General features: G+C 73.1%; 14 protein-coding genes. 8 read left to right on the top strand and 6 right to left on the bottom strand.

Going from position 1 to position 21,929, the window contains the following annotated elements:
* Positions 1 to 11: 11 nt before the first annotated feature.
* Positions 12 to 1,202, bottom strand: coding sequence for a hypothetical protein (locus DQE82_RS08180; RefSeq protein ID WP_064445420.1), 1,191 nt, complete (start codon positions 1,200 to 1,202; stop codon positions 12 to 14).
* 816 nt (positions 1,203 to 2,018) lie between these two features.
* On the opposite strand from DQE82_RS08180, the gene DQE82_RS08185 reads away from it, so the two are divergent.
* Together DQE82_RS08185 and DQE82_RS08190 are read left to right on the top strand one after the other, a co-directional pair.
* Positions 2,019 to 5,702 (top strand): amino acid adenylation domain-containing protein, encoded by a 3,684-nt coding sequence (locus DQE82_RS08185; protein ID WP_113972398.1) that lies wholly within the window; start codon positions 2,019 to 2,021, stop codon positions 5,700 to 5,702.
* A 128-nt stretch (positions 5,703 to 5,830) separates the two neighbouring features.
* Positions 5,831 to 9,532 carry an amino acid adenylation domain-containing protein gene (locus DQE82_RS08190; RefSeq protein ID WP_113972399.1) on the top strand — a complete coding sequence of 1,234 codons (3,702 nt, stop codon included), beginning with the start codon at positions 5,831 to 5,833 and terminating at the stop codon, positions 9,530 to 9,532.
* A 63-nt stretch (positions 9,533 to 9,595) separates the two neighbouring features.
* On the opposite strand, the gene DQE82_RS08195 is transcribed toward DQE82_RS08190, so the two are convergent.
* From DQE82_RS08195 to DQE82_RS08205, 3 genes are read right to left on the bottom strand one after another with little or no spacing between them, the layout of a single operon-like run.
* Positions 9,596 to 10,291 carry an HAD-IA family hydrolase gene (locus tag DQE82_RS08195; protein ID WP_064445417.1) on the bottom strand — a complete coding sequence of 232 codons (696 nt, stop codon included), beginning with the start codon at positions 10,289 to 10,291 and terminating at the stop codon, positions 9,596 to 9,598.
* 37 nt (positions 10,292 to 10,328) lie between these two features.
* Positions 10,329 to 11,459: a Gfo/Idh/MocA family protein gene (locus DQE82_RS08200; RefSeq protein ID WP_113972400.1), complete on the bottom strand. Its 1,131-nt coding sequence runs from the start codon at positions 11,457 to 11,459 to the stop codon at positions 10,329 to 10,331.
* The gene (locus DQE82_RS08205) at positions 11,456 to 12,619 is read right to left on the bottom strand and encodes a DegT/DnrJ/EryC1/StrS family aminotransferase (RefSeq protein ID WP_113972401.1); all 1,164 of its coding nucleotides are present in this window, start codon (positions 12,617 to 12,619) and stop codon (positions 11,456 to 11,458) included. Before DQE82_RS08205 ends, DQE82_RS08200 begins: the two co-directional genes overlap by 4 nt.
* A gap of 332 nt (positions 12,620 to 12,951) precedes the next feature.
* Between DQE82_RS08205 and DQE82_RS08210 the strand changes: the two genes are divergently transcribed.
* The 6 genes from DQE82_RS08210 (at position 12,952) to DQE82_RS08235 (ending at position 18,837) form a co-directional block, all read left to right on the top strand.
* Positions 12,952 to 13,383 carry a type II 3-dehydroquinate dehydratase gene (locus DQE82_RS08210; RefSeq protein WP_030500472.1) on the top strand — a complete coding sequence of 144 codons (432 nt, stop codon included), beginning with the start codon at positions 12,952 to 12,954 and terminating at the stop codon, positions 13,381 to 13,383.
* A gap of 91 nt (positions 13,384 to 13,474) precedes the next feature.
* Complete coding sequence (locus DQE82_RS08215; protein WP_030500471.1) at positions 13,475 to 13,828, top strand: DoxX family protein; 354 nt, start codon at positions 13,475 to 13,477, stop codon at positions 13,826 to 13,828.
* 8 nt (positions 13,829 to 13,836) lie between these two features.
* A complete protein-coding gene (locus DQE82_RS08220; RefSeq protein WP_043329860.1) occupies positions 13,837 to 14,775 on the top strand; it encodes an ROK family protein in 939 nt (312 codons plus the stop codon).
* 11 nt (positions 14,776 to 14,786) lie between these two features.
* On the top strand, positions 14,787 to 15,347 hold the full coding sequence (locus DQE82_RS08225; protein ID WP_043329859.1) for an NADPH-dependent FMN reductase: 561 nt from the start codon (positions 14,787 to 14,789) through the stop codon (positions 15,345 to 15,347).
* A 304-nt stretch (positions 15,348 to 15,651) separates the two neighbouring features.
* The gene (locus tag DQE82_RS08230) at positions 15,652 to 16,962 is read left to right on the top strand and encodes a serine/threonine-protein kinase (RefSeq protein ID WP_158559968.1); all 1,311 of its coding nucleotides are present in this window, start codon (positions 15,652 to 15,654) and stop codon (positions 16,960 to 16,962) included.
* Positions 16,963 to 17,046: 84 nt separating this feature from the next.
* Positions 17,047 to 18,837 carry a substrate-binding and VWA domain-containing protein gene (locus tag DQE82_RS08235; protein ID WP_113972403.1) on the top strand — a complete coding sequence of 597 codons (1,791 nt, stop codon included), beginning with the start codon at positions 17,047 to 17,049 and terminating at the stop codon, positions 18,835 to 18,837.
* A gap of 250 nt (positions 18,838 to 19,087) precedes the next feature.
* Here the strand turns inward: DQE82_RS08235 and DQE82_RS08240 are convergent, their stop codons facing one another.
* Positions 19,088 to 20,311 (bottom strand): glycosyltransferase, encoded by a 1,224-nt coding sequence (locus DQE82_RS08240; protein ID WP_113972404.1) that lies wholly within the window; start codon positions 20,309 to 20,311, stop codon positions 19,088 to 19,090.
* 90 nt (positions 20,312 to 20,401) lie between these two features.
* Complete coding sequence (locus DQE82_RS08245) at positions 20,402 to 21,814, bottom strand: glycosyltransferase family 2 protein (RefSeq protein WP_113972405.1); 1,413 nt, start codon at positions 21,812 to 21,814, stop codon at positions 20,402 to 20,404.
* Positions 21,815 to 21,929: the final 115 nt, after the last annotated feature.

Genomic DNA, 21,929 nt, shown 5'->3' on the forward strand with positions numbered 1-21,929 from the left:
GGACCGGCGCGTCAGGTGCCCAGGGCCCGCTGGATCTGCGCCACCAGCACGCCGCAGGCGTACCGGTCCGCGGCCCCGACCATGCCGACGATGGTCGCCGGCAGCGGGCCGTTGTCCGTCTCCGCCGGGTCGTGGTGCATGAACACGACGAACTGCCCCCGGTCGATGAACGGCGCGAGGATCGGCTCGGCGTCGACGCCGGGGGCCAGTGAGAAGAACGTGGTCATGGCGCACGGATGCCGGCCCAGCAGCGAGCTGCGGTGCAGCAGCGAGGTGGTGGCCCCGCTGACCCGGAAGTTCGGGTCGATGACCCGCAGGGCGCCGTCGCGGCCGATCCCGGCGTCGAAGGAGCAGTAGCCCCGGTACCCGAGCTCACTGGCCTTTCGGACCCCTACGGTCAGCGCTTCGACCAGCTCTTCCGGGGGCTGGTCGTCGTCCATCACACAACCGACCCACGTCGAGGTGGGCTGCGGCAGGTGTACCGACGATCCGAAGTAGTGCACCGATCCGCTCTCGGTCACGCCGAACTGGATACCCCAGATCGTCTGGAAGGGCACCTCCTCCTCGACGATCCACTGCTCGCTCACCTGTTCCAACTGGTTGAACAGGGAACGGTTCCGCCGGTCCGCCAACCGACGGGTGAAGATCGCAATTCCGCTGGACACCTCGACCCCGGCCGGTTTGATGACCGCCGGCCGGCGGTCCCGCGCCACGATCCGGCGCACCTCGGCGGGGGTGGCGACCTGCCGGCGGGGCAGGTACTCCGGCGCGACCAGAGTCTCCAGCACGGTCTTGTTGTTGAGGCGGGCGACCAGATCCGCGGGCACCCGGGCGCGAGCGGCCCGCAGCAGCGGGTCATGCGGAGGAAACTGGAACTCCAGCGTCTCGCCCCGCTCGACGGCTTCCCGCGCGTACCGCACCGCCTGCGCGCCGGAACGGAACTTCCGCAGGTCGCTGGGCGTCTTCAGACCACTCCGGCTGAGCAGACGCAGCGACTTGTCCGCGCTGGAGCCGGTGCTGCAGATCGCCGCCGACTGGTGCGGAAGGGTCAGGTGCAGACCCGTGATCATGTCCAGGCCGTTGTGGAGAGCGGCGCCCGCGCCGGCGAGATAGGGGCTGTCGGCGGTGGCCGACGGGTCGGGCGGTCGGGCCAGGACCACCCCGTCGTGTGCGAACACCTGTACCTGGATGGGCGCCTGCATCTAGTCTCCTGACATGCCGGCCCGGTGCGGGCCTCGGGGTGGCGGTGAAACCGGTGCGCCACAGCCACGAACAGCGGAGAACGTGGCCGAAGGGGTGGGCTCCCGGTCCTGATACGGCCGCTCGGCCGCGAGAGCCGGGCGTGCCGCGTGCACCGACCGGACGGTCGTGAGCTGGACCGGCCGGGAAGCCGGCTGGCTCATGGCCAGCGTTGCGGCGGCGAGGTGCACACCGCCGGTCAGCGGTCGAGTTTCCAGCCACCGACCGGCGTCATGATCGAAAGATCATAGTCACTATGCACTGCCCCGGGATGGGCCAGACAGGCGAACGCGGACGGCTCTTTCGCCGCCGAGGCCGCCGATACTCCTAGCGCGGCCATCGACTCGGGCTGACCGAAAAGCTGTTCTTCAGAAGGGCTGGAGTCGCCGGACGGCGCTGTCGCAGCCCGCGCTGTCGAGTGCCCGGATTCCGACGGCCACGCCCCCTGCCAGCTCACATCGCCGGCCCGGCCTCGACGCGGCCGGCGGGCACCGCCGAAACGTCCCGGGCCTGCCCGGGGAGGAGATCTCCGGCTGATGCGCTAGGGGTCGACGTGCCGATCTCTAGGGGTGTACGTCACCGCACAGCGCTTCGTATGGTCGGGCCCCGTCGGCTCGTCGTTGCCACTCTCAGCGCACCGGATCGGGTGGCCCGCGAGCGGTGCCGCCCGTCGACGCGCCTCGCGCCAACCCCCGCCGTCCGGCGTACGGCATCCCGGCTGACCGATCGTCGCGGCCCTGAGCCTTTCGGTCGTCCCCTTTCGATCGGAGGTCGAGCTGTTGTCTGTCGGGTTCGATGGCGCCCAGGCCGCGGACGGCGCGGTTGCTCTGGAACTCGTGGGGGACCTGCGGAGGCCGGCGGTGTGGCCCGCGCGGGCGGCCTCGGTGCACCGGGTGCTTCCCGCCTGGCCGTCGCGCGTGACACCGGCCGGACACGTCGTGGTGGCGGGGCTCGTGGCGGTCCTGGCCCGCTGGACCGGCCAGGACGAGGTGGTGCTCGGGCTGGCCCCGGCCGGCGGGTCGGTGGCGCGGGTGGACGTCTCGGGCGACCCGGGATTCGGGGAGTTGGCGGCGCGGGTGGGACTGGCGTGGACGGCGCCGGTGGCGGGCCCGGACCGGCCGGACCCGGTGGCGGTGGAGTTCACCGACGGTCCGGTGGCGGAGACGGGACCGGCCGTGGTGGACGTCGACATGGTGGTGCGCGTGGCGGCGGACGGGTCCGTGCTGCGGGTGGACTACGCGGTGGAGGGATTCTCCGCGCAGTTCGTGCGGGGACTCGTGGATCAGGTGGTGGTGCTCGTCTCCGCCGGGACGGCGGCGCCGCAGGTCGCCCTGTCGCGACTGCCGTTGCTGGACGCCGCGGAACGGGAACGGTTGCTGACGTGGGGGCGCGGCCCGGTGCGGGAGATGCCGGGTGAGCCGATCCACGAGCTCGTGCTGAGCTGGGCGCGGCGGTCGCCGGAGGCGGTGGCGGGTGTCGCGGGCGACGAGGTGCTGACGTACGGGGAGCTGGATCGCCGGTCCGGGCTGCTGGCGGCGTACCTGCGGTCGGTGGGTGTCCGTGCCGGTGACGTGGTGTCCGTGGCGTTGGAGCGCGGGTTGTGGTCGCTGGTGGCGGCGATGGGCGTGCTGCGGGCGGGTGCCGCGTACACGCCGATGGACGTGTCGTGGCCCGCGGAGCGGATGCGGGTGCTGCTGGCCGACCACGGCGCGCGGGTGGTGTTGACGGTCGGTGCGGTAGCGGCCCGGATTCCCGCCGGGGACGGGGTCACGGTGGTGGCGCTGGACGACGGCTGGCCCGCGGTACCGGCCGGTGCGGTGGCGGATCTGCCTGCGGTGCCGGTGGACGCGCCGGCGTTCGTCATCTACACGTCGGGTTCGACAGGCACGCCGAAGGGCGTGGTGCTGTCACACGAGAGGCTGGCGAACTTCCTGGCGTGGATGACCGGCGAGTGCGCCATCGGCCCCGGCAGCCGGATGCTGCACTCGGCGGCACCGGTCTTCGACGCCGCGTTCGGGGAGATCTTCGCCGCGCTCACCGGCGGGGGCCGCGTCGTCGTGTGCCCGCGCGACGATCTGCTCGACGCGCGCCGGCTCACCGACCTCGTCAACACCCAGGGCGTCACGCACACGTTCGGACCGGCCACCAACATCGCCCCGCTCGACCCGGCCGCCTGTCCCGGCCTCCGCTGCGTCATCTTCGGCGGCGAGGCCGTCCCGCCGCGGCTGGCCCAGCGGTGGCTGACGGCGGGCACGCGGGTGGTCAACGCGTACGGGCCGGCCGAGATCGCCGTGGCGTGCACCTGGTTCGACGCGTCGGCCGGGTGGGGTGGCGCGTACGTGCCGATCGGCTGGCCGATGCCGAACCGGCAGGTCCGCGTCGTCGACGCGAACCTCGACCTCTTGCCGGCCGGGGTTCCCGGGGAGATCCTGATCGCCGGCTTCGGCGTCGCCGACGGTTACCTCAACCGCCCCGAACTGACCGCCCAGCGGTTCGTCACCGACCCGTACGGCGGCGGGCTCGCCTACCGCAGCGGCGACCTGGGGAGGTGGAACAGCGCCGGCGCGCTGGAGATCCTCGGCCGGATGGACCACCAGGTGAAGGTCAACGGCATCCGCATCGAGCTGGGCGAGATCGAGAGCATCCTCGCCCAGCACCCGGAGGTGGAGACCGCAGTCGTCGTCCGCCGCGAGGACCGGGGCGTGGCCCGGCTCGTCGCGTACGTCACCGGGCGCGACGGCCGCATCCCGGCCACCGGCGACCTGCGCGACCACGCCACGGCCCACCTGCCGAGCTACATGGTCCCCGCCGCCTTCGTCGTCCTCGACCGCTTCCCCCTCGGCGGCACCGGCAAGATCGACCGGAGTGCCCTTCCCGCACCCGGCGCCCAGCGCCCCGACCTCGGCGTGCCGTACGTCGAGCCGGCCACCGAGGGCGAGCGCCTCGTCGCGGAGGTGTTCGCGAGCGTGCTCGGCATCGAGCGGGTCGGCGCCCGCGACGGCTTCTTCCACCTCGGCGGCACGTCGTTGCAGTCCGCCGCCGTCGCCGCAGGCATCGACGAGGCCGCCGACGTGGTGGTGCCCGTCTCGCAGATCCACCGCACCCCCACCCCGCACGAGCTGGCCCGCTGGCTCGCCACCGCCCCCCGCCGTACGGACACCGGCTCGACCGCGGGACAGGCCCGGCAGCGCCCGGGACCGGTCCCGCTCGCGCAGCAGGTGGCGAAGTGCCTGATGTCGCCGCTGGAGGTCGTCGTCCCGGTCACCTGGTGGATCGAGGGTGAGCTGGACCTACGAGCCCTCATGGCCGCCCTCGGCGACCTCCACCACCGCCACCAGGCCCTGCACGCCCGCTACCGGCGCACCGACCCACCAACCGCAATCATCCCACCCAACCCCGGCATGCCCCAGCTCCGGCTCCTCGCCGACGCCGCCACCGAACACGACGCCCTCGACCAACTCGCCGAAGCAGTACAACAACCCCTCGACTACACCCAAGGCCGCAACTGGCGCGCCGCCCTGATCCGAAACAAAACCACCAACCGAATCCTCTTCGGCATCGGCATCCACCACATCGCCTTCGACGGCTGGTCATACGGACTACTCGTCCGAGACCTCACCCACGCCTACACCGCACGACACACCGGCCACAAACCCACCTGGACCCACCCCGCACCCACACTGCACCAGTCCCACGACGAATACACCCGCCTCCGCAACGCCGCCGACCTGCAAACCCAACGAACCTACTGGCGCGAACAACTACGCGACCTACCCCGCCAAGGCGAAGGCCCGGCCACCGCGCCCCTGGAGCAGGCCCTCGCCTGGGGACCGAAGGCGGGCCACACCGTCACCGTCACCCCCGAGGTGCTCGACCGCTGGGACCGGGCCGCCCGCGACCAGCGCTTCAGCCGCTCCAGCTACTTCGTGGCGGCCTTCGCCTCGGCGCTGCGCGCCATCCATCAGCAGGACGACATCGCCCTGCTGATGGTGGTCGCCAAACGCGGCAGCCGCGTCCTCGACTCCGCGTTCACCACCCGGCTCAACCTCAACTGCGTGCGGGTGCGCTTCGACGGGCCGCACGACGACAAGCTGGTCCTGCGGGTCGACGAGACGATCCGCGATCTCATGCGGGCCCAGGACGTTCCCTTCGCGGAGACCGCCGACGATCCCGCCGCCGGGCTCTCCGGCGAGGTGGTCGCGAGCCTGCCGACGTTCGTGTTCCAGGACAACGTGGTGGTGCCGCTGGAGCTGCCCGGCTGCCGGGCCGAGGAGGTCGTCGACCCGTACGCCCGGGAGGTGCCCAACGGGCTCACGGTCGAGGTGCTGCCCCGCGTCGACCATGCTCTCCTACGCGTCACCATCCGCACCGACTACCTGCCGTACAGCTTCGCCGAGGAGCTGAACCACCACATGCTGCGCTTCCTCGAAGACGGGCCGGCGGGTACGCCCACCGCCGGCTGACCGTCCGCCCCCTGCGTACCGGACCGCTCGTCGCCGCGTGGCACGCGGCCCGTTGTCCCGAGAGTTCGTGGTTGTCCCTTCCGGCGCACCCCTCTGGGTGGCGCCGGCCCTGATCGGAGGCTGGCTCAATGTCTGTCGGAATCGTCGGTGCGCAGACCACGGATGTCGCTGGGCCCGGCTTCGAGGTCCTCGACCTGATGGGGGACCTGCGCCGGCCGGCCGCGTGGCCGGCCCGGGCGGCCTCCGCGTACCGGCGGGTCGACCTGCCCGTCCCGGCGGGGGCGCGCTCCCCCGGCGCGGTGCTGCTGGCCGGTCTGCTGGGGGTGCTGGCCCGGTACACCGGCCAGGCCGAGGTGGCGGTCGGTCTGTCGTCGGGCGGCGTGCTGCGGGTCGACGTCGCGGACGAACCGGGCTTCGGCGAGCTGACGTCGCGGGTGGCCACGGCGCTGGCCGGACCGGTCGTGCACAGCGCGGGCGCGGCGGGGCCGGTGGTCGTCGGGCTGGTGGACGCCCCGGTGGCCGAGGTGGGGCCGGACGTGGTGGACGTGGACATCGTGGTGACCGTCGCGGAGGACGGGTCGGCGCTCCGGGTGGACTACGCCGCCGACGGCTTCTCGGCGGACTGGGTGCGGGGCCTGGTGGACCAGACCGTGTCGTTGCTGTCGGCCGGGGTCCGGGAACCCGGGGTGCCGCTGGGCGCGCTGCCGCTGCTGGGCGCGCCCGAGCGCGAGCGGCTGCTCGCGTGGGGCCGCGGCCCGGCCCGCCCGGTGCCGGGTGCGCCGCTGCACGAGCTGGTGCTCGAATGGGCGCGACGCACGCCGGACGCGGTGGCCGGCGTCGCCGCCGGGGAGGTGCTGACGTACGCGGAGCTGGCCCGCCGCTCGGGGGAGTTGGCCGCGCGACTACGGTCGATGGGCGTACGGCCCGGGGACGTGGTGTCGCTGGCGCTGGACCGCAGCATGTGGACGCTCGTCGCCACCCTGGCGGTGCTGCGGGCGGGGGCGGCGTACACGCCGATGGACGTGTCCTGGCCGGCGGAGCGGATGCGGATGCTGCTGGCCGACCACGGCGCCCGGGTCGTCCTCACCGTCGGCGAGGTCGCCCCGCGTGTCCCCAGACCTGACGGCGTACGGGTCGTCGCCCTCGATGCCGACTGGCCCACCGTGACGGCGGCTGAGGCGGCCGACCTGCCGGTGGTGGCACCCTCCCGGCCGGCGTTCGTGATCTACACGTCCGGCTCGACCGGGACACCGAAGGGTGTCGTGCTGACCCACGAGCACCTGACGAACTTCGTCACCTGGATGCGGGAGGAGTGCGCGGTCGGGCCGGACAGCCGGATGCTCCATTCCTGTTCCCCGGTCTTCGACGTGGCCCTCGGCGAGATCTACACCGCGCTGACCTCCGGTGCCCGCGTCGTCGTCAGCTCCCGCGACGATCTGCTCGACGCCCGCCGGTTGACGGAGCTGATCGCCAAGGAGCAGGCCACCCACGCGTTCTGCCCACCCACGAACCTCGCCGCCGTCGATCCCGCCGACTGCCCCAGCCTGACGTGCGTGACCCTCGCCGGGGAACCCATTCCGCCCCGCATGGCGCACCGCTGGACGGCCGCCGGTGCCCGCCTGATCAACGCGTACGGGCCCGCGGAGGCATCCGTCGCCTGCACCTGGTACGACGCGTCGAAGGGCTGGCCCGGCGCGTACGTGCCCATCGGCCGACCCATGCCCAACCGGCAGATCCGCGTCGTCGACGCCAATCTCGACCTCGTCCCCATGGGCGTCCCCGGCGAGATCCTCATCGCCGGCGCCGGCGTCGCCGACGGTTACCTCAACCGCCCCGAACTGACCGCCCAGCGGTTCGTCACCGACCCGTACGGCGGCGGGACCGCCTACCGCACCGGCGACCTCGGCCGGTGGAACGCCGCCGGAGCGCTGGAGATCCTCGGCCGGATGGACCACCAGGTCAAGGTCAACGGCATCCGGATCGAACTCGGTGAGATCGAGGCGACTCTCGAACAACACCCGGACGTCGGCACCGCCGTCGTCACCCGTCGCGAGGACCAGGGCACCGCCCGGCTCGTCGGCTACGTCACCGGACGCGACGGCCGCGTCCCCGTCACCGCCGACCTGCGGGCACACGCCGCCGCGGTGCTCCCGCCCTACATGGTCCCCGCCGTGATCATGGTCCTGGACCGGTTCCCCACCGGCGGCACCGGCAAGATCGACCGGAGGGCGCTACCAGAGCCGGGCTCGCGCCGTCCCGACCTCGACGTGCCGTACACCGAACCGGCCACCGACTCCGAACGCCTCGTCGCGGGGATCTTCGCGACGGTGCTCGGGCTGGACCGGGTCGGGGCACTCGACGGGTTCTTCCACCTCGGCGGCACCTCCCTGCAGTCCGCCGCCGTCGCTGTCGCCCTCGACGAGGCCGCCGACGTCGCCGTGCCCGTCTCGCAGATCCACCGCACCCCCACCCCGCAAGGGCTGGCCCGCTGGCTCGCCACCGCCCCCCGCCGCCCCGGGGCCGAGCCGGCGCCGTCCGTCACCGGCCGTCCCGGCCCGTCGAAGCCCGTCCCGCTGACCCCGTCCGTCGCGAAGTGCGTCGTGCTCCCCTTCGAACTGGTCTGCCCCACCACCTGGTGGATCGAGGGTGAACTGGACCTACGAGCCCTCATGGCCGCCCTCGGCGACCTCCACCACCGCCACCAGGCCCTACACGCCCGCTACCGGCGCACCGACCCACCAACCGCAATCATCCCACCCAACCCCGGCATGCCCCAGCTACGACTCCTCGCCGACGCCGCCACCGAACACGACGCCCTCGACCAACTCGCCGAAGCAGTACAACAACCCCTCGACTACACCCAAGGCCGCAACTGGCGCGCCGCCCTGATCCGAAACAAAACCACCAACCGAATCCTCTTCGGCATCGGCATCCACCACATCGCCTTCGACGGCTGGTCATACGGACTACTCGTCCGAGACCTCACCCACGCCTACACCGCACGACACACCGGCCACACCCCCACCTGGACACACCCCGCACCCACACTGCACCAGTCCCACGACGAATACACCCGCCTCCGCAACGCCGCCGACCTGCAAACCCAACGAACCTACTGGCGCGAACAACTACGCGACCTACCCCGCCAAGGCGAAGGCCGGCCGCAGGAGATCCTGGAACAGACCCCGACCTGGGGCCCCAAGACCGGGCACATCGTCGCCGTCCCGCCCGAGCTGGTACGGCGCTGGGACCGGGCCGCCGTCGAACACCGCTTCAGCCGTTCCACCTACTTCGCCGCCGCCTACGCCTCGGCGCTGCGCGCCATCCATCAGCAGGACGACATCGCCCTGCTGATGATCGTCGCCCAGCGCGGCAGCCGCGTCCTCGACTCCGCCTTCACGAGCAGGATCAGCAGCAACTGTCTCCGGGTCCGGTTCGGCGGCCCGGAGAAGGACCTGATGCGCGCCCTCCAGCAGACCGCGGACGAGCTGATGGCCGCGCAGGACGTCTCCTTCCTGGAGATGGTCACCGACGACCCGGTCCTCGACCTGCCCCGCGAGGTGATCAACAGCCTGCCCTCGTTCGCCTACCAGGACAACCTCGTCCTCCCGCTGGACCTGCCCGGCTGCCGGACCGAGGAGGTCGTCGAACCGTACGCCCGGGAGTGGTCCGGTGCCTGCGTCGCCGAGGTGCTGCCCGGCGACGAGAGTGTCCTCCTGCGGGTCACCATCCGTACCGACCTGGTCCCGGCCCCCGCCGCCGAGATCCTGGCCACCGGCATGCTGCGCTTCCTGGAAGCCGGCCCCGAGGCGGTCAGCGACACACGCTGACCACAGCCTGGCGGCAGCGCGCCGGGCTGCTCACGCGAGCAGCCCGGCGCGCTCCGGTCCGGGTCAGTGGACGAGGGCCGCCGGGCAGTGCGCCAGCAACTCCGCCGGGGCGTGCACGACCAGGTCGGGGCCGGCCGCGAGCAGCGCCGCGATGTCCCCGCCGTGCCACGTCGTGGCGACGGCCGTCGCCCCGGCGTCCCGGCCGCTGAGCAGGTCGATCACCGCGTCGCCCACCATCATGGCCTCGTGCGGCGGCACGTCGAGGTTGCCCAGTGCCTGGAGCACGATGTCCGGGGCAGGCTTGGGACGGGCCACCTCGTCGGAACCGATCACCTGGCCGAAGAGGCCCAGCACGCCGAGTTGGTCGAGCAGGGAGCGGGCCCTCGGGCCGGCCTTGCCGGTGGCGATCCCCATCCGGATGCCACGCGAGTGCAGGGTCTCCAGGGTCTCCCGGACGCCGGGGAAGAGCGGCACGAGGTGGGCCATCCGGTAGCTCTCGCGGACGAACGGCCCCTCCATCTCCAGGGGCAGCCCCATCAGGCGCATGATGTCCGGGAAGTACCGGCCCATGTGCCGGTTGTACTCCTCGAACGGTGCCGGCCCGTCGCCCACCACCTCGGCGTACGCGATGCTGAACGCCTCACGCATGACGGCCGAACTGTCGACGATGACGCCGTCGAGGTCGAACACGACCGCGCGGATCGGGCCGCGCGCCGGCGACGGCGGGGTCACCTCGACTGTGGACGATGGACGGCTCATGGCTGCTCCCGGAAGGGGTTGGGGCCGACGGTGGTTCTCACCCGGCGCGATGGCCCACCAGTGCGTGCTGGCGCTCCGGCCGGGTGGGCCGGGCGCACTGGTAGATCCGTTCGATGATGTCGATGGTCCGGCGGGCCTCGGCGACGGCCGCGCCCCGGGCGGCCGGGTCGGCGAGCAGCCCGGGCAGGGCGTCGAGCTGGTGGTCGTACTCCGCGCCGATCGGCTCCCCGGGCAGCGGCAGCCGCGCGGTCCGGCCGTCGCGGGTACGCGTCAGCACCGGCGTGGGCTCCCGGTTGGGACTGAAGCCGAACGTGCAGCGCAGCGTCGCCGACCCCGCGGCGCCGTGCACGGTGACGGTGGTGCGGTCCAGCGACTCGTGCGAGGCCCAGCAGGCGTGCAGGGCGACGGAGGCGCCGGTGTCGGTGAGCAGGAACCCCCGGGCGGTGTCCTCGACGTCGCCGGGAACGTGGCCTGCGGTGTCGGCCCCGCCGCGCCAGGCGGCGTGGGCGGCGCTGTCGTTGACGAAGTCGTCCGAGACGCTGCCGATCGCGTGAGTGACCCGGGCCGGGCCGAGCAGCGGCAGCACCGTGTCGAGCAGGTGCCAGCCGAGGTCCACCAGCGCGCCCCCGCCGGACTGGTCGCGGCGGGTGAACCAGCCGCCCGCGTCGGGCACCCCTCGGGCGCGAACCCAGGCCACATCGACGTGCCGGATCGGGCCCAGCTCACCGGTCACGTCGGCCAGCGCCCGGACGTCGGCCCGGTAACGGGCGGCGCTGCCGGCCAGCAGCACCGCGCCGCCGTCGCGCTCCGCGTCGGCCAGGATGCCCGCCTCGGCGGAGGTCAGGCAGACCGGCTTCTCCAGGAACACCGGTACGCCCCGGCGCAGCAGCCGGACGGCGACGACCGCGTGCAGGTGGTTCGGTACGGCGACCACCGCCAGGTCGACCGTTCCGGCGGGCAGGTCCTCGACGTCGGCGTACGCGGACGCGACGGCGTGCGTGTCGCGGGCCCGATCGCGCACCACGGGCTGCGGGTCGACCACGGCGACCACCTCGAAGCCGGGGTGTGCGGCGAGCCGGGGCAGCCAGATCTCCCGCCCGGCCCAGCCGAGGCCGACCACCGCGACCCGCACCGGCCGGCCGGCCGCGGCCGGGGGCCGGGCCGTCATCCGGCGAGGATGTCGGCGAGCACGGCGGCGATCTCGTGCATCTGCTGCTCCGTGCCGAGCAGCGTGCGGTGGTGCAGCCAGAGGCAGTCGGAGTGGATCTGCTCGGTGTTGGGGCAGCGGGCCGCCATCTCCTCTACCGACTCGTCGGGCGCGCCGGCCTTCCAGAAGCCCTCGCACCGGTAGATCGCCCGGAACGCCACGAACGCCGGGACGCCCCGGGCGATGAGCGCGTCCACCACGGCACGGCGACGCTCGATGCCGATCCCGGGGATACGGAACATCGCCATGTAGTGCGGGTTGCGGTCGGTGCGGGGGTCGGTCGCCTGTGGCACGACGCCCGGGATCTCGGCGAGCAGGCTCGACAGCAGCGGCCAGCGCTGCTCGCGCAGCGCGATCTGCTCGTCGAGGCGGGTCAGCTGGGCGCGTAGCACAGCGGCGGTGAACTCGCTCATCCGGTAGTTCGAGCCGGTGGTGCTGTGCAGGTATTCGCGGTCGGTGCGGGGCCGGCCGCAGCTGTGCACGAGGAATGCCCGCTCGCGCAGTTCCTCGTCGGGGAAGACGACCGCTCCGCCCTCGCCGGCGGTCATGAGCTTGCCGTTCTGGAAGCTGAAGGCGGCCACCGAGCCGAGCGCGCCGGCCCGCCGGCCGCGCCACTGCGCGCCCTGGGCGTGTGCCGCGTCCTGCAGCAGAGCCACCCCGGCGTCGGCGGCGAGCTTGTCGAGCGCGTCCATGTCGGCGAACTGCCCGGCCATGTGCACCGGCATGATCACCTTGGTACGGGGGGTGATCGCGGCCTCGACGGCGGCGGGGTCGACGCAGTAGGTGTCCAGGTCGACGTCGACCGGCACGGCGACCGCGCCGAGACGCTGCGCGGCCAGCGAGGACGAGATGAACGTGAACGCCGGGACGATCACCTCCGTACCGGGGCCGACGCCGAGCACCTCCAGCGCGACTTCCAGCGCGTGGGTGCCGTTGGTGACGGCAAGCGCGTGGGGGCTGCCGTGGTAGTCACCGAACTCCCGCTCGAAGGAGTCGACCTCACTGCCGCCCATCCGCCACCACTGACCCTGTTCGAGGGCGCGGATCAGTCCGGTTCGCTCCTCGTCGCCGTACTGCGGCCACTCGGGGAACTCGGACACCGTCGAGGGCTGACCACTCATGACTTCCCACTTCCCAACTCGGGCAGACCAGGGGCTTGGGCGGACCATCGGGCGGGACGACCCGAGACCGCCGGTGCGCGGGCCGGGCGCAGCGGAGCACCGGATGGCCGCGCGGTACGTGACGCCTCCGTCTGGAGCCGGCGGCGTCGCTTCAGCAGGGAGGACGGTAACCGACGCGGATACGCGGTCACCGCCCCTAACAGCCCCTAGCCACCCCTTAGTCCGCCGTGCGTCGGGCGCCGCCGGTTCGCCGGGAGCCGTCGGCGTAGTAAGACTGCGGTGACCAGTCATCAGGCTCTGCGGGACCAGGGCCGTGCCCCACGAGGTGAAGCGTGTCGGACGTGCTGCTGCTGAACGGCCCGAACCTGGGCATTCTCGGCCGGCGGGAACCGGAGATCTACGGCACCGACACCCTGGACGACATCGAACGCGCCGTCGGCGAGGAGGTCGCCGCCCGGGGCTGGGGTGTGGTCGCCGAGCAGCACGACTGCGAGGGTGCGCTGATCCGTACGATCCAGAACAGCTACGACACGGTGGGCGCGATCGTCAACCCGGGCGCCCTGATGATCGCGGGCTGGAGCCTGCGCGACGCGCTGGCCAACTACCCCCGGCCCTTCGTCGAGGTGCATCTGTCCAACGTGTGGGCGCGGGAGAGCTTCCGGCACGACTCGGTGATCGCCCCGCTGGCCAGCGGGGTGATCGTCGGGCTCGGAGCGCTGGGCTACCGGCTGGCCGCGCGCGCCCTCACCGCGACCGTCCGATGACGACCGGGCACCCCGCCGTCCGCTGCCGTGGGCGCCGGCGTGCCGGCGGTACGGTCGTCCGCACGTCCCGACTCTTCCCGAAGGACCTCACGTGGAGATTCCCGTCCTCGTCCTGACCCTCGTCCTCGCGGCCGTGTTCGCGGGCACCGCCGTGCCGAAGCTCACCGGGCAGGCACAGATGCGCGAGCGGATGGACCACCTAGGCGTCTCGCCGGGGCTGACCCGCGTGCTGGGGGTGCTGGAACTCGCCGCGGTCGCCGGGCTGCTGCTCGGCCTGCTCTGGCCGCCCCTGGGCATCGCGGCGGCGATCGGTCTCGCCCTGCAGATGACGGGCGCGGTCGTCTACCACGCCCGGGCGAAGGACCCGGCCGCGACGATCCTGACGCCGGTGATCTTTGCCGTCGCCGCCCTGGCGCTCGTCTACCTGCACGTGCGGCTGGGCTGAGGCCGGCCGTGTCCGGTCCGCAGCGCCACGGCGGCGTCCTCGGCATCGACGTCGGCGGCACCAAGGTCGCGTTGCACGCGGAGGCACCCGGGCGGCCGGCGTACGACCGGACCTTCCGCTGGCCCCGGGGGGCCGCCGACCCGGCCGACGACCTGACGGTGCTGGCCGTCGAGGTGGACCGGCTGCTCGACCGGTGGGGGCCGGTGGACGCGGTCGGGGTGGCCATGCCGGCGACCACTGACACCGGGGGCACCGTCACCACCTGGCCTGGGCGCCCCGGCTGGGCGGGCCTCGACCTCACCGGCGCGCTGCGCCGCCTCTTTCCCGACGCGGCGACCGCCGTCGCCGACGACGGTGATCTCGCCGCCCTGGCCGAGGCACGCTGCGCCGGCGCGGACGACGTGGTCTACCTGGGCGTCGGCACCGGGATCGGCGGCGGCGTCGTGCTGGCCGGCCGGCCGGTGCCGGGCCGGTCCTCCGCCGAGATCGGCCACATGGTCGTCGCCCTCGACGGTGAGCGCTGCGACTGCGACCGGCACGGCTGCCTCCAGTCCGTCGCGTCCGGCCCCGCCACCCTGCGCCGCGCCGCCGCCCGCCGGGGCGGCGAGGTGGGCTTCGACGACCTACGGGCCGGACTCGACGGGCGCGAGCCCTGGGCGGTGGCTGCGGTCGAGGAGAGCTGCCGGGCGCTGGCGGCGGCGGTGGTGAGCCTCGGCGAGATCCTCGATCCGGCGCTGGCGATCGTGGGCGGCGGGTTCGCCGCCGGCCTGCCCGGCTTCGTGCCGCTCGTCGCGCAACGGGCACGTCGCGCCGGCCGGCCCGGGCGCCCGGCGCCACCGGTGCGTCCCGCCGCCCTCGGCGGGCTGTCGTCCCTGCACGGCGCGGTGGAGCTGGCTCGTGACCTGACCGGCACGTCGGCTCCCGCGCGCCCCGTCCCCATCGCCTAGAGGAGAGCAGCATGGTCAGGATCGGTGTCATCGTCGGCAGCACGCGACCCGGCCGCAAGGCCGACGCCGTGGCCCGCTGGGTGCGCGACGTCGCCGCCAAGCGGGGCGACGCCACTGTCGAACTGGTCGACATCGCCGACTACGCCCTGCCACACTTCGACGAGGTGCTGCCGCCGTCGATGGCGCCGTCGCGACGCCCGGCCGTACGCCGCTGGGCGGCGACCGTGGCCGGGTTCGACGGCTTCGTCTTCGTCACGCCGGAGTACAACCACTCCATCCCGGGCGCGCTGAAGGATTCCCTCGACTTCCTCTACCAGGAGTGGCAGCACGCCGCCGCCGGCCTCGTCAGCTACGGCGTGCACGGCGGCACCCGGGCGGCGGAGCACCTGCGGCTGGTGCTGGGGCAGCTCGGCGTCGCCGACGTCCGCTCCCAGGTCGCGCTCTCTCTGACGACCGACTTCGTCAACTTCCGCGACTTCCGGCCGGCCGCGCACCACGAGCAGGCCCTCGGCACCATGCTCGACGAGGTGGTCGCCTGGGCCGGCACACTGCGGACGCTGCGCCGGGCCTGACGCCGCTGCGGCTGCGCGTCGGCGACCGGGGTCGGGCACCGGCATCGACCCGCCCGGCACGGCACGGCACGGCACGGCGGGAAACGAGTTCGCGCCGGCCCCGGCGGAGGACGAAGGGACACCCTGGAGGGACGCCCGCCGTCGTAGGCCGGGCCGGCCCGCGCAGTGCGGCGACCGCCACCGCGAGACCACCGGCGGCGGTGGCCTCCACCCATGATCGGCTGTCCTCTGTCGTCGCTGCGGCATGACACGATGGCCGTGCCCTGCGCCGCCGGTGGCCGGGCACGACACTGATGGAGTCGGGATGTCAGAACTGGCCGGCACGCCGGTGCCAGGATTGGCGAAGCTGTGGACGCACGACCCGGTCACCGCCGGCCGGTATCGGCTGCTCGGCCGGCTGGGCGCGGGTGGGCAGGGGGTCGTCTACCTCGGTGAGGACGACGCTGGTGACCGCGTCGCGGTCAAGATGGTCAACGTCGACCTGACTGATCCACGGGCGCGGTCGCAGTTCGTGAAGGAGATCGCCGCCGCGCGCCGGGTCGCTCCGTTCTGCACCGCGCAGGTGCTCTTCGCCGAGGTCGACGGCGAGCGTCCCTACGTGGTCAGTGAGTTCATCGAAGGCCCGACCCTGCACCGGCACGTCCGCGAACGCGGCCCGGTGACCGGTAACGCCCTGCACCGGCTCGCGGTCGGCACTGTCACCGCGCTCGCCGCGATCCACAGTGCCGGCGTGGTGCACTGCGATCTGAAGCCGGACAACGTGGTGCTGGGCAGGGACGGCCCTAGGGTGATCGACTTCGGCATCGCTCGCGCGCTGGGCGTGACCGAGACGGCGTCCAGCCGGGTCATGGGGACCACCGCGTACATGGCACCCGAGCGGTTCCGCAACGACGCGGTCGGTCCGCCCTGCGACGTCTTCGCCTGGGCGGCCACGATCGCGTTCGCTGCCGGTGGCCGGCCACCCTTCGGCGATGATTCGCTCTTCGCCGTGATGCACCGGGTGCTGCACGATCCGCCCGACCTGCCGGCGTTGCCTCCGGTGCTGGACGAGCTGATCCGGGAGTGCCTGGCGAAGGATCCGGCGGATCGGCCGGGTGCCGAGCAGGTGCTGGTGCGGCTGCTGCGGCAGGACGCCACGGCCACCGTGCCGCTACGTCGGGAGAGCCTGCTCGAGGTCGGCAACGAGACCGCGGGCACGCCGACGCCGAACCATCCCCTTCCCCGGATCACGCCGACGGCACCGCAGCCGCGCCCGACGCAGCCACAGCCACAGCCACAGCCACAGCCACAGCCACAGCCGACGGTGCCGACCCAGGCCCGGCCGACGCAGCCGGCACACCCACGGATGACGACCCAGCCGGCGTACCTGCCGGCGACGGAGCCCGGCGTCGGCGCCGGGTCCGGCGGCGCGTTGCGGCGACTGCGTCGTGAGGCCCTCGACGCCTGGGGCATCTCGACAGCGCTCTTCCTCGGCTCGGCCGGCGCCGCCGCCGGCTACGTCGCGTCGAGCGCGATCGGCCCGGCCGCCGCAGTCGGGGCGGTCGCCTTCGTCGTGGTCTACCTGGTCCGGCTGCTGGTCGCTACGGCGGTCGGGGGACGGTCCGACCGCCCGTGACGCCGCGGCAGGGGTCCGGGTCGCCGGCTGGCGCCGGATCGATAGGTTGACGGCCACCAGCCGCCCGCCGAGGAGGACGCCCCGATGACCCCATCCGTTACCCGCACGCGGCAGTGGTTGCCCTACACCGCCGCCGTCACCGCCGGGCTGGTGGTCATCGCCGGGGCGTTCGTGTTCGTCCAGCAGCGCGATGCGGGCAGCGAGGTGCCCCGCACCGACTGCGCCACCACCCTCCAGGTCAACTCGTCGACGGAGAAGGCGGCGCTGCTGGTCGACCTGGCCGAGCGCTACAACCGCAGCAGCCGGTCGATCGACGGCGGCGGCTGCGCCCAGGTGCACGTCAGCGCGCTCAACTCGGGCCAGGCCACCGAGGCGCTGGCCACCGGCTGGACCCACACCGGCCTGCCGCGACCACAGGTCTGGCTGCCGACGTCGAGCCTGTGGACCGGCCAGCTCCGGCTGCTCGACCAAGCAGCCGGGCGAGCACCGCAGACCCCGGACCGCTACCCGTCGATCGCCAACAGCCCACTGGTGATCGCGATGCCGCAGCCCAAGGCCGAACTGATACGCCGGCGCGGGCCGCTGGGCTGGGGGGAGATCCTGGGCCTGTCCGGGCGGGACGGGTGGGCGGGCTTCGGCAAGCCGGAGTGGGGCCGCTTCACCTTCGGCAAGGACAACCCCAACCTGTCCACCTCCGGGCTGGCGGCGACCATCGCCACCTACTACGCGGCGGTGCAACGGTCCAGCGACCTGACCCGGTCCGACCTTGCCGACCCCGCGGTCACCCAGTTCGTCCGCCGGATCGAGGCCAATGTGTCGCACTACAGCGACGATTCGGTGGACCTGCTGCGCAGCCTCGCCGAGGCGGACCTGGCGGGCGGCGCGGGCAGTACGGACGACATGAGCGCCATCGTCCTCCAGGAGGAACTCGTGGACCTCTACAACACGGGTGCGCTGAGCCCTCGGCAGGACGGGCAGGAGCGGGGCCGCAGGCCGAACGTCCCGCTGGTCGCCGTCCACCCCAAGGAGGGCACGTTCAACCTGGACCACCCGTTCGTGGTGCTGCCCTCCGCCGACGAGCGGCAGCGGGCGGCGGCGACCGACTTCCTGGCCTTCCTGACCGAGGACGCCCAGCAGGAGAGCTTCGCCCGCCTCGGCTTCCGGGACCACGAGCGCCGAGCCTCGGCGGAGCTGCTCGCCAACGTCGGCGCCGAGCCCACCGGTGGGCTGAGCTACTTCGAGCCCCCGGACCCGCAGGTGGTCGGCGCGATGCTGGACGGCTGGCGGACGCTCCGCAAGAAGGCCAACATCCTGATAGCCCTGGACACGTCCGGGTCCATGCAGGCGATGGTCGGCACCCGCACCCGCTTCCAGGTCGCCTCAGCAGCGGCGGGCAAGGGCCTCGCGCTGCTCAACACCGAGGACCGGGTGGGTCTCTGGTCGTTCTCCTCGGAGACCCGGAAGCGGCCGAAGAGCCCCTACCGGGAGGAGATCCCTCTCGGCGAGTTCGACCAGAAGCGGATCAACAGCAAGATCGCCGGCCTGCACGTCGACGGCGGCACCGCGCTCTACGCGACGGTCCGGGCCGCACACCGAGAGCTGCTCGACCGGTACGACCCGCAGCGGATCAACGCGATCGTCGTGCTGACCGACGGCAAGAACGAGTACCGGCAGGACAACGACCTGGCCGGCCTGCTCGCCGAGGTCGCCCTCGACCCGCGGCGTCCGGTGAAGGTGTTCTGCATCGCCTTCGACCGGGAGTCGGACTTCGCCACCCTGGACCGGATCGCCAAGGCATCATCGGGCAAGGCCTTCGACGCGACCGATCCCGCCAAGATCGACGAAGCGTTCGTGAAGCTGGTCAGCAGCTTCTGACGCCGACGCGCGCCGCTCGCCACGAGCCCGCGGCGCGACCGACGGTCTCCGCAGCCCCGCCGGTGAACAGCGCCGGCCGGAGTAGGGAGCACCCCGACACCGGTCCGGTCCGCCGACGCCCTAACCTCGGCGTACAACGAGTGCCGGGCCTCCGGGATGACCAGCAGGTCGCCCTCCCCACCGGTCCACGGCTGATCCGGCGCGACCAGCCGGACCCGCCCCCGCAGTACCTGGAGCGTCGCCTCACCGGTCAGGCTCCCGGTGCGACGACCAACCGCTCCGCGGCGACCTGCACCGCGTCGGTGCGTACGACGCCGGCGAACTCGCGGGCGCGGGCGGCCACCTCCGGCCGCAGCGCGGCGCCCAGAGCCTCGGTCAGCGACTCGACGGTCGGCACGGAGCCGGGGTGTGCGGTGCCGATGCCGAGCGCGGGCACCCGGCGCGCGAAGTAGTGCTGGTCGTACACCTGCGGTACGACGACCTGCGGCGTCCCGGCCCGCGCGGCCGTGGTCGTGGTGCCCGCGCCGCCATGGTGGACCACCACGGCCACCTCCCGGAACAGGTCCTGCTGGTTCACTTCGCCGACCACCAGGCAGTCGGGGGACCGGTCGACCGGCGAGAGCGGTGCCCAGCCCCGGGAGGCGACCAGCCGGCAACCGACCGCGCGCACGGCCCGCACGGCCGTCTCCAGCAGACCCGGGGGTGCGGCGACGCTGCCGAATCCGACGTAGACGCACGGCCCGCCGGCGTCCAGGAAGGCCGTCAGCTCGGCGGGCAGGGCCCGCTTGTCGGGCAGGAGCCACGCGCCCGGTTGGTAGACGGCCGGATCGGCGACGTCCGGCCAGGGTGCCAAGGCCGGGTCGGCGGCCAGCCACGGCCGGTCGGTGTGGATGTGGTCGCTGACGTCGTCGACCGTGCCCAACCCCACCGCCGACCGCAGCGCGTTGAGGGGCGCGGCGAAGGTGTCGTTGACGTGCCGCAGGTTGGCGGCCCACAGGTCGCTGTTGTCGGCCGACGCGGGCGCCGGGACCTCCCCGAGCACCGGCAGCGGCAGCGGGGGGTGGTGGGGTGAGGGAAGGGCCGCCGGGCAGAGCGCCGCGAAGACGTACGGGATGCCGCGCTTCTCCGCCACGGTGCGGGCGGCGATCTGGAGGCCCGTCGACGCGACGAGGACGTCACAGTCCCGGGCTGCGGCCGACAGCACCTCGAACTGGATGCCGATGGAGGACTCGGCGAACTTGCGTACCTGCGCGGGCGAGGGTTTTGGCACGGCGGCCCGCGACCTGGGCGCCGCCGACCTGCGCCAGGGCGGGCCGACGGGCACGAAGGGAATCCTGAAGCTGGCCACCCAGCGGGCGAAGTCGGGCGGGGCGCAGAGGCGGGCCTGGTGGCCGAGGGCCGTCAACCGCGACGCGAGCGCCACCAGTGGTTGGACATCGCCACGCGACCCGAGAGTCGACAGCAGTACGCGCACAATACTCGCCTTTCCGTCTTTTACGCCGGATCCGGGCGCGGCTGGGCCAGGCCCGACAGCGTTGTCGGGCCTGGCCGCACCGTCGATCTGCTATCCCCGCGTCGTGGAGCGCCCCGGCACCAGGGCAGCGGGTCGCGCCCCGGCGGCGGTCTGAGCGGGTACCCGGCGCGCGGCGCCGGGCGCGGGTCGGAGGGGCCGCAGGATCAGTACGTGGCCGAGCCCCTCGACCGCGCGCAGCTCGGCCGTGCAGGCCGCGGCCTGCGCCTGGCGCAGGTAGTCCAGCGTCTGCGGGTCGGCGGCGCACATCCCCGGCGTCGAGTCGGCGGTGGCGACCAGGTGGACCTCGCCCGCCAGCAGCAGCGAGGCCGAGATGAACTGGCAGAGCTCCGGCCACAGCAGGTACCGCCAGAAGTCCACGCTGATCACCGCGTCCAGGCTGCCCGGCGGCATGGGCGGGGCGACGCCGAGCAGGTGGAAGTTGGTCCGCCCGATGGGTGCGGCGTAGTCGAAGGTCAACGCCGAGGCGGGCAACCCGGAATCGGCTCGACCGGTGCCGATCCAGAGCGTGCGGTGCCCCCGCACCTGGCCGGCGAGGCGCGCGGCGGCGGGGCCGATGGCGCAGGCAGACCGCTCGACGCACTCGTCGATGAGCGCGCGATAGTGCAGGATCCGCCGGATCGCCTCGTACCCCATGACGGCGGTGAGGAACTCCCACTCCAGGCACGGATAGAGCCGGGCCGCCTGCTGGAAGTTGGCCTTCATCTCCATCCAGTTGCGGGTGATGTTCTTGTGGTGCGGCAGGTGGACGACCCGGGCGTCGTCGTCGTAGCCGAAGTTGACGCCGTCGGGGAGGCTGCGGTCGACGCGGTAGAACAACTCGACGTCCTCCACGCCGTAGCTCAGACCGAACGCCTCGCGGTAGCCACCGACCTGCGCGAAGTGCGCGCCGGACAGCGAGATGTTGTGCGTGTAGGCGATGACCCAGCCGGCCCGGAGCCACTCGCCCCCGTCGTCGGAAAGCCCCGTGGCGAACCGCAGGTCGCCGCCGTGCGGGAAGGCGCGTGCGACCGCGTGCGGCTCCCCGGCCAGCACTGCCGGCAGGTCAGCGAGGCCGATCTCGTCCCGCCGGCCGATCAGCACCGCCGCGTTGCCGGGCACGCTGTGCCAGGCCAGGTGCCGCTCCAGCAGGTCGGGCACCGCCCACGAGTCGGCGTCGAGGAAGACCAGCAGCGGCGCGCAGGCACGGCGCGCCCCCTCGTTGCGGGCGACGGAGCGGCCCTTGCGCTCGGCGAGTTCCAGCACGCGCAGGCGGAGACCGGCGCCCTCGGCGAGCGCCTCGGCGTACCCGTCGGACGAGCCGCCGTCCCGGACCACGATCACCTCGAAGCGTTCCGGCGGCAGCGTCTGCCGGGTCAGCGCCCTGAGGGTCAGCGCGAGGCACTGCGGATCCTGGTAGGTCGGCATCACCACGCTCAGCGCCGGAGGGTTGGTGGGCAGCGACATGGCGATCCTCTCCGTCAGACGATCTTGCCGTCAGAGGGCGGCGACACCGTCAGACGATAACGCTCCGCGACGACATCACTACGCATCAATAGGGGTCTATAGGGGTGCACTGTCC

Origin of the sequence: Micromonospora sp. LHW51205 (assembly GCF_003315815.1) — a bacterium.
Lineage (GTDB): Bacteria > Actinomycetota > Actinomycetes > Mycobacteriales > Micromonosporaceae > Micromonospora > Micromonospora chalcea.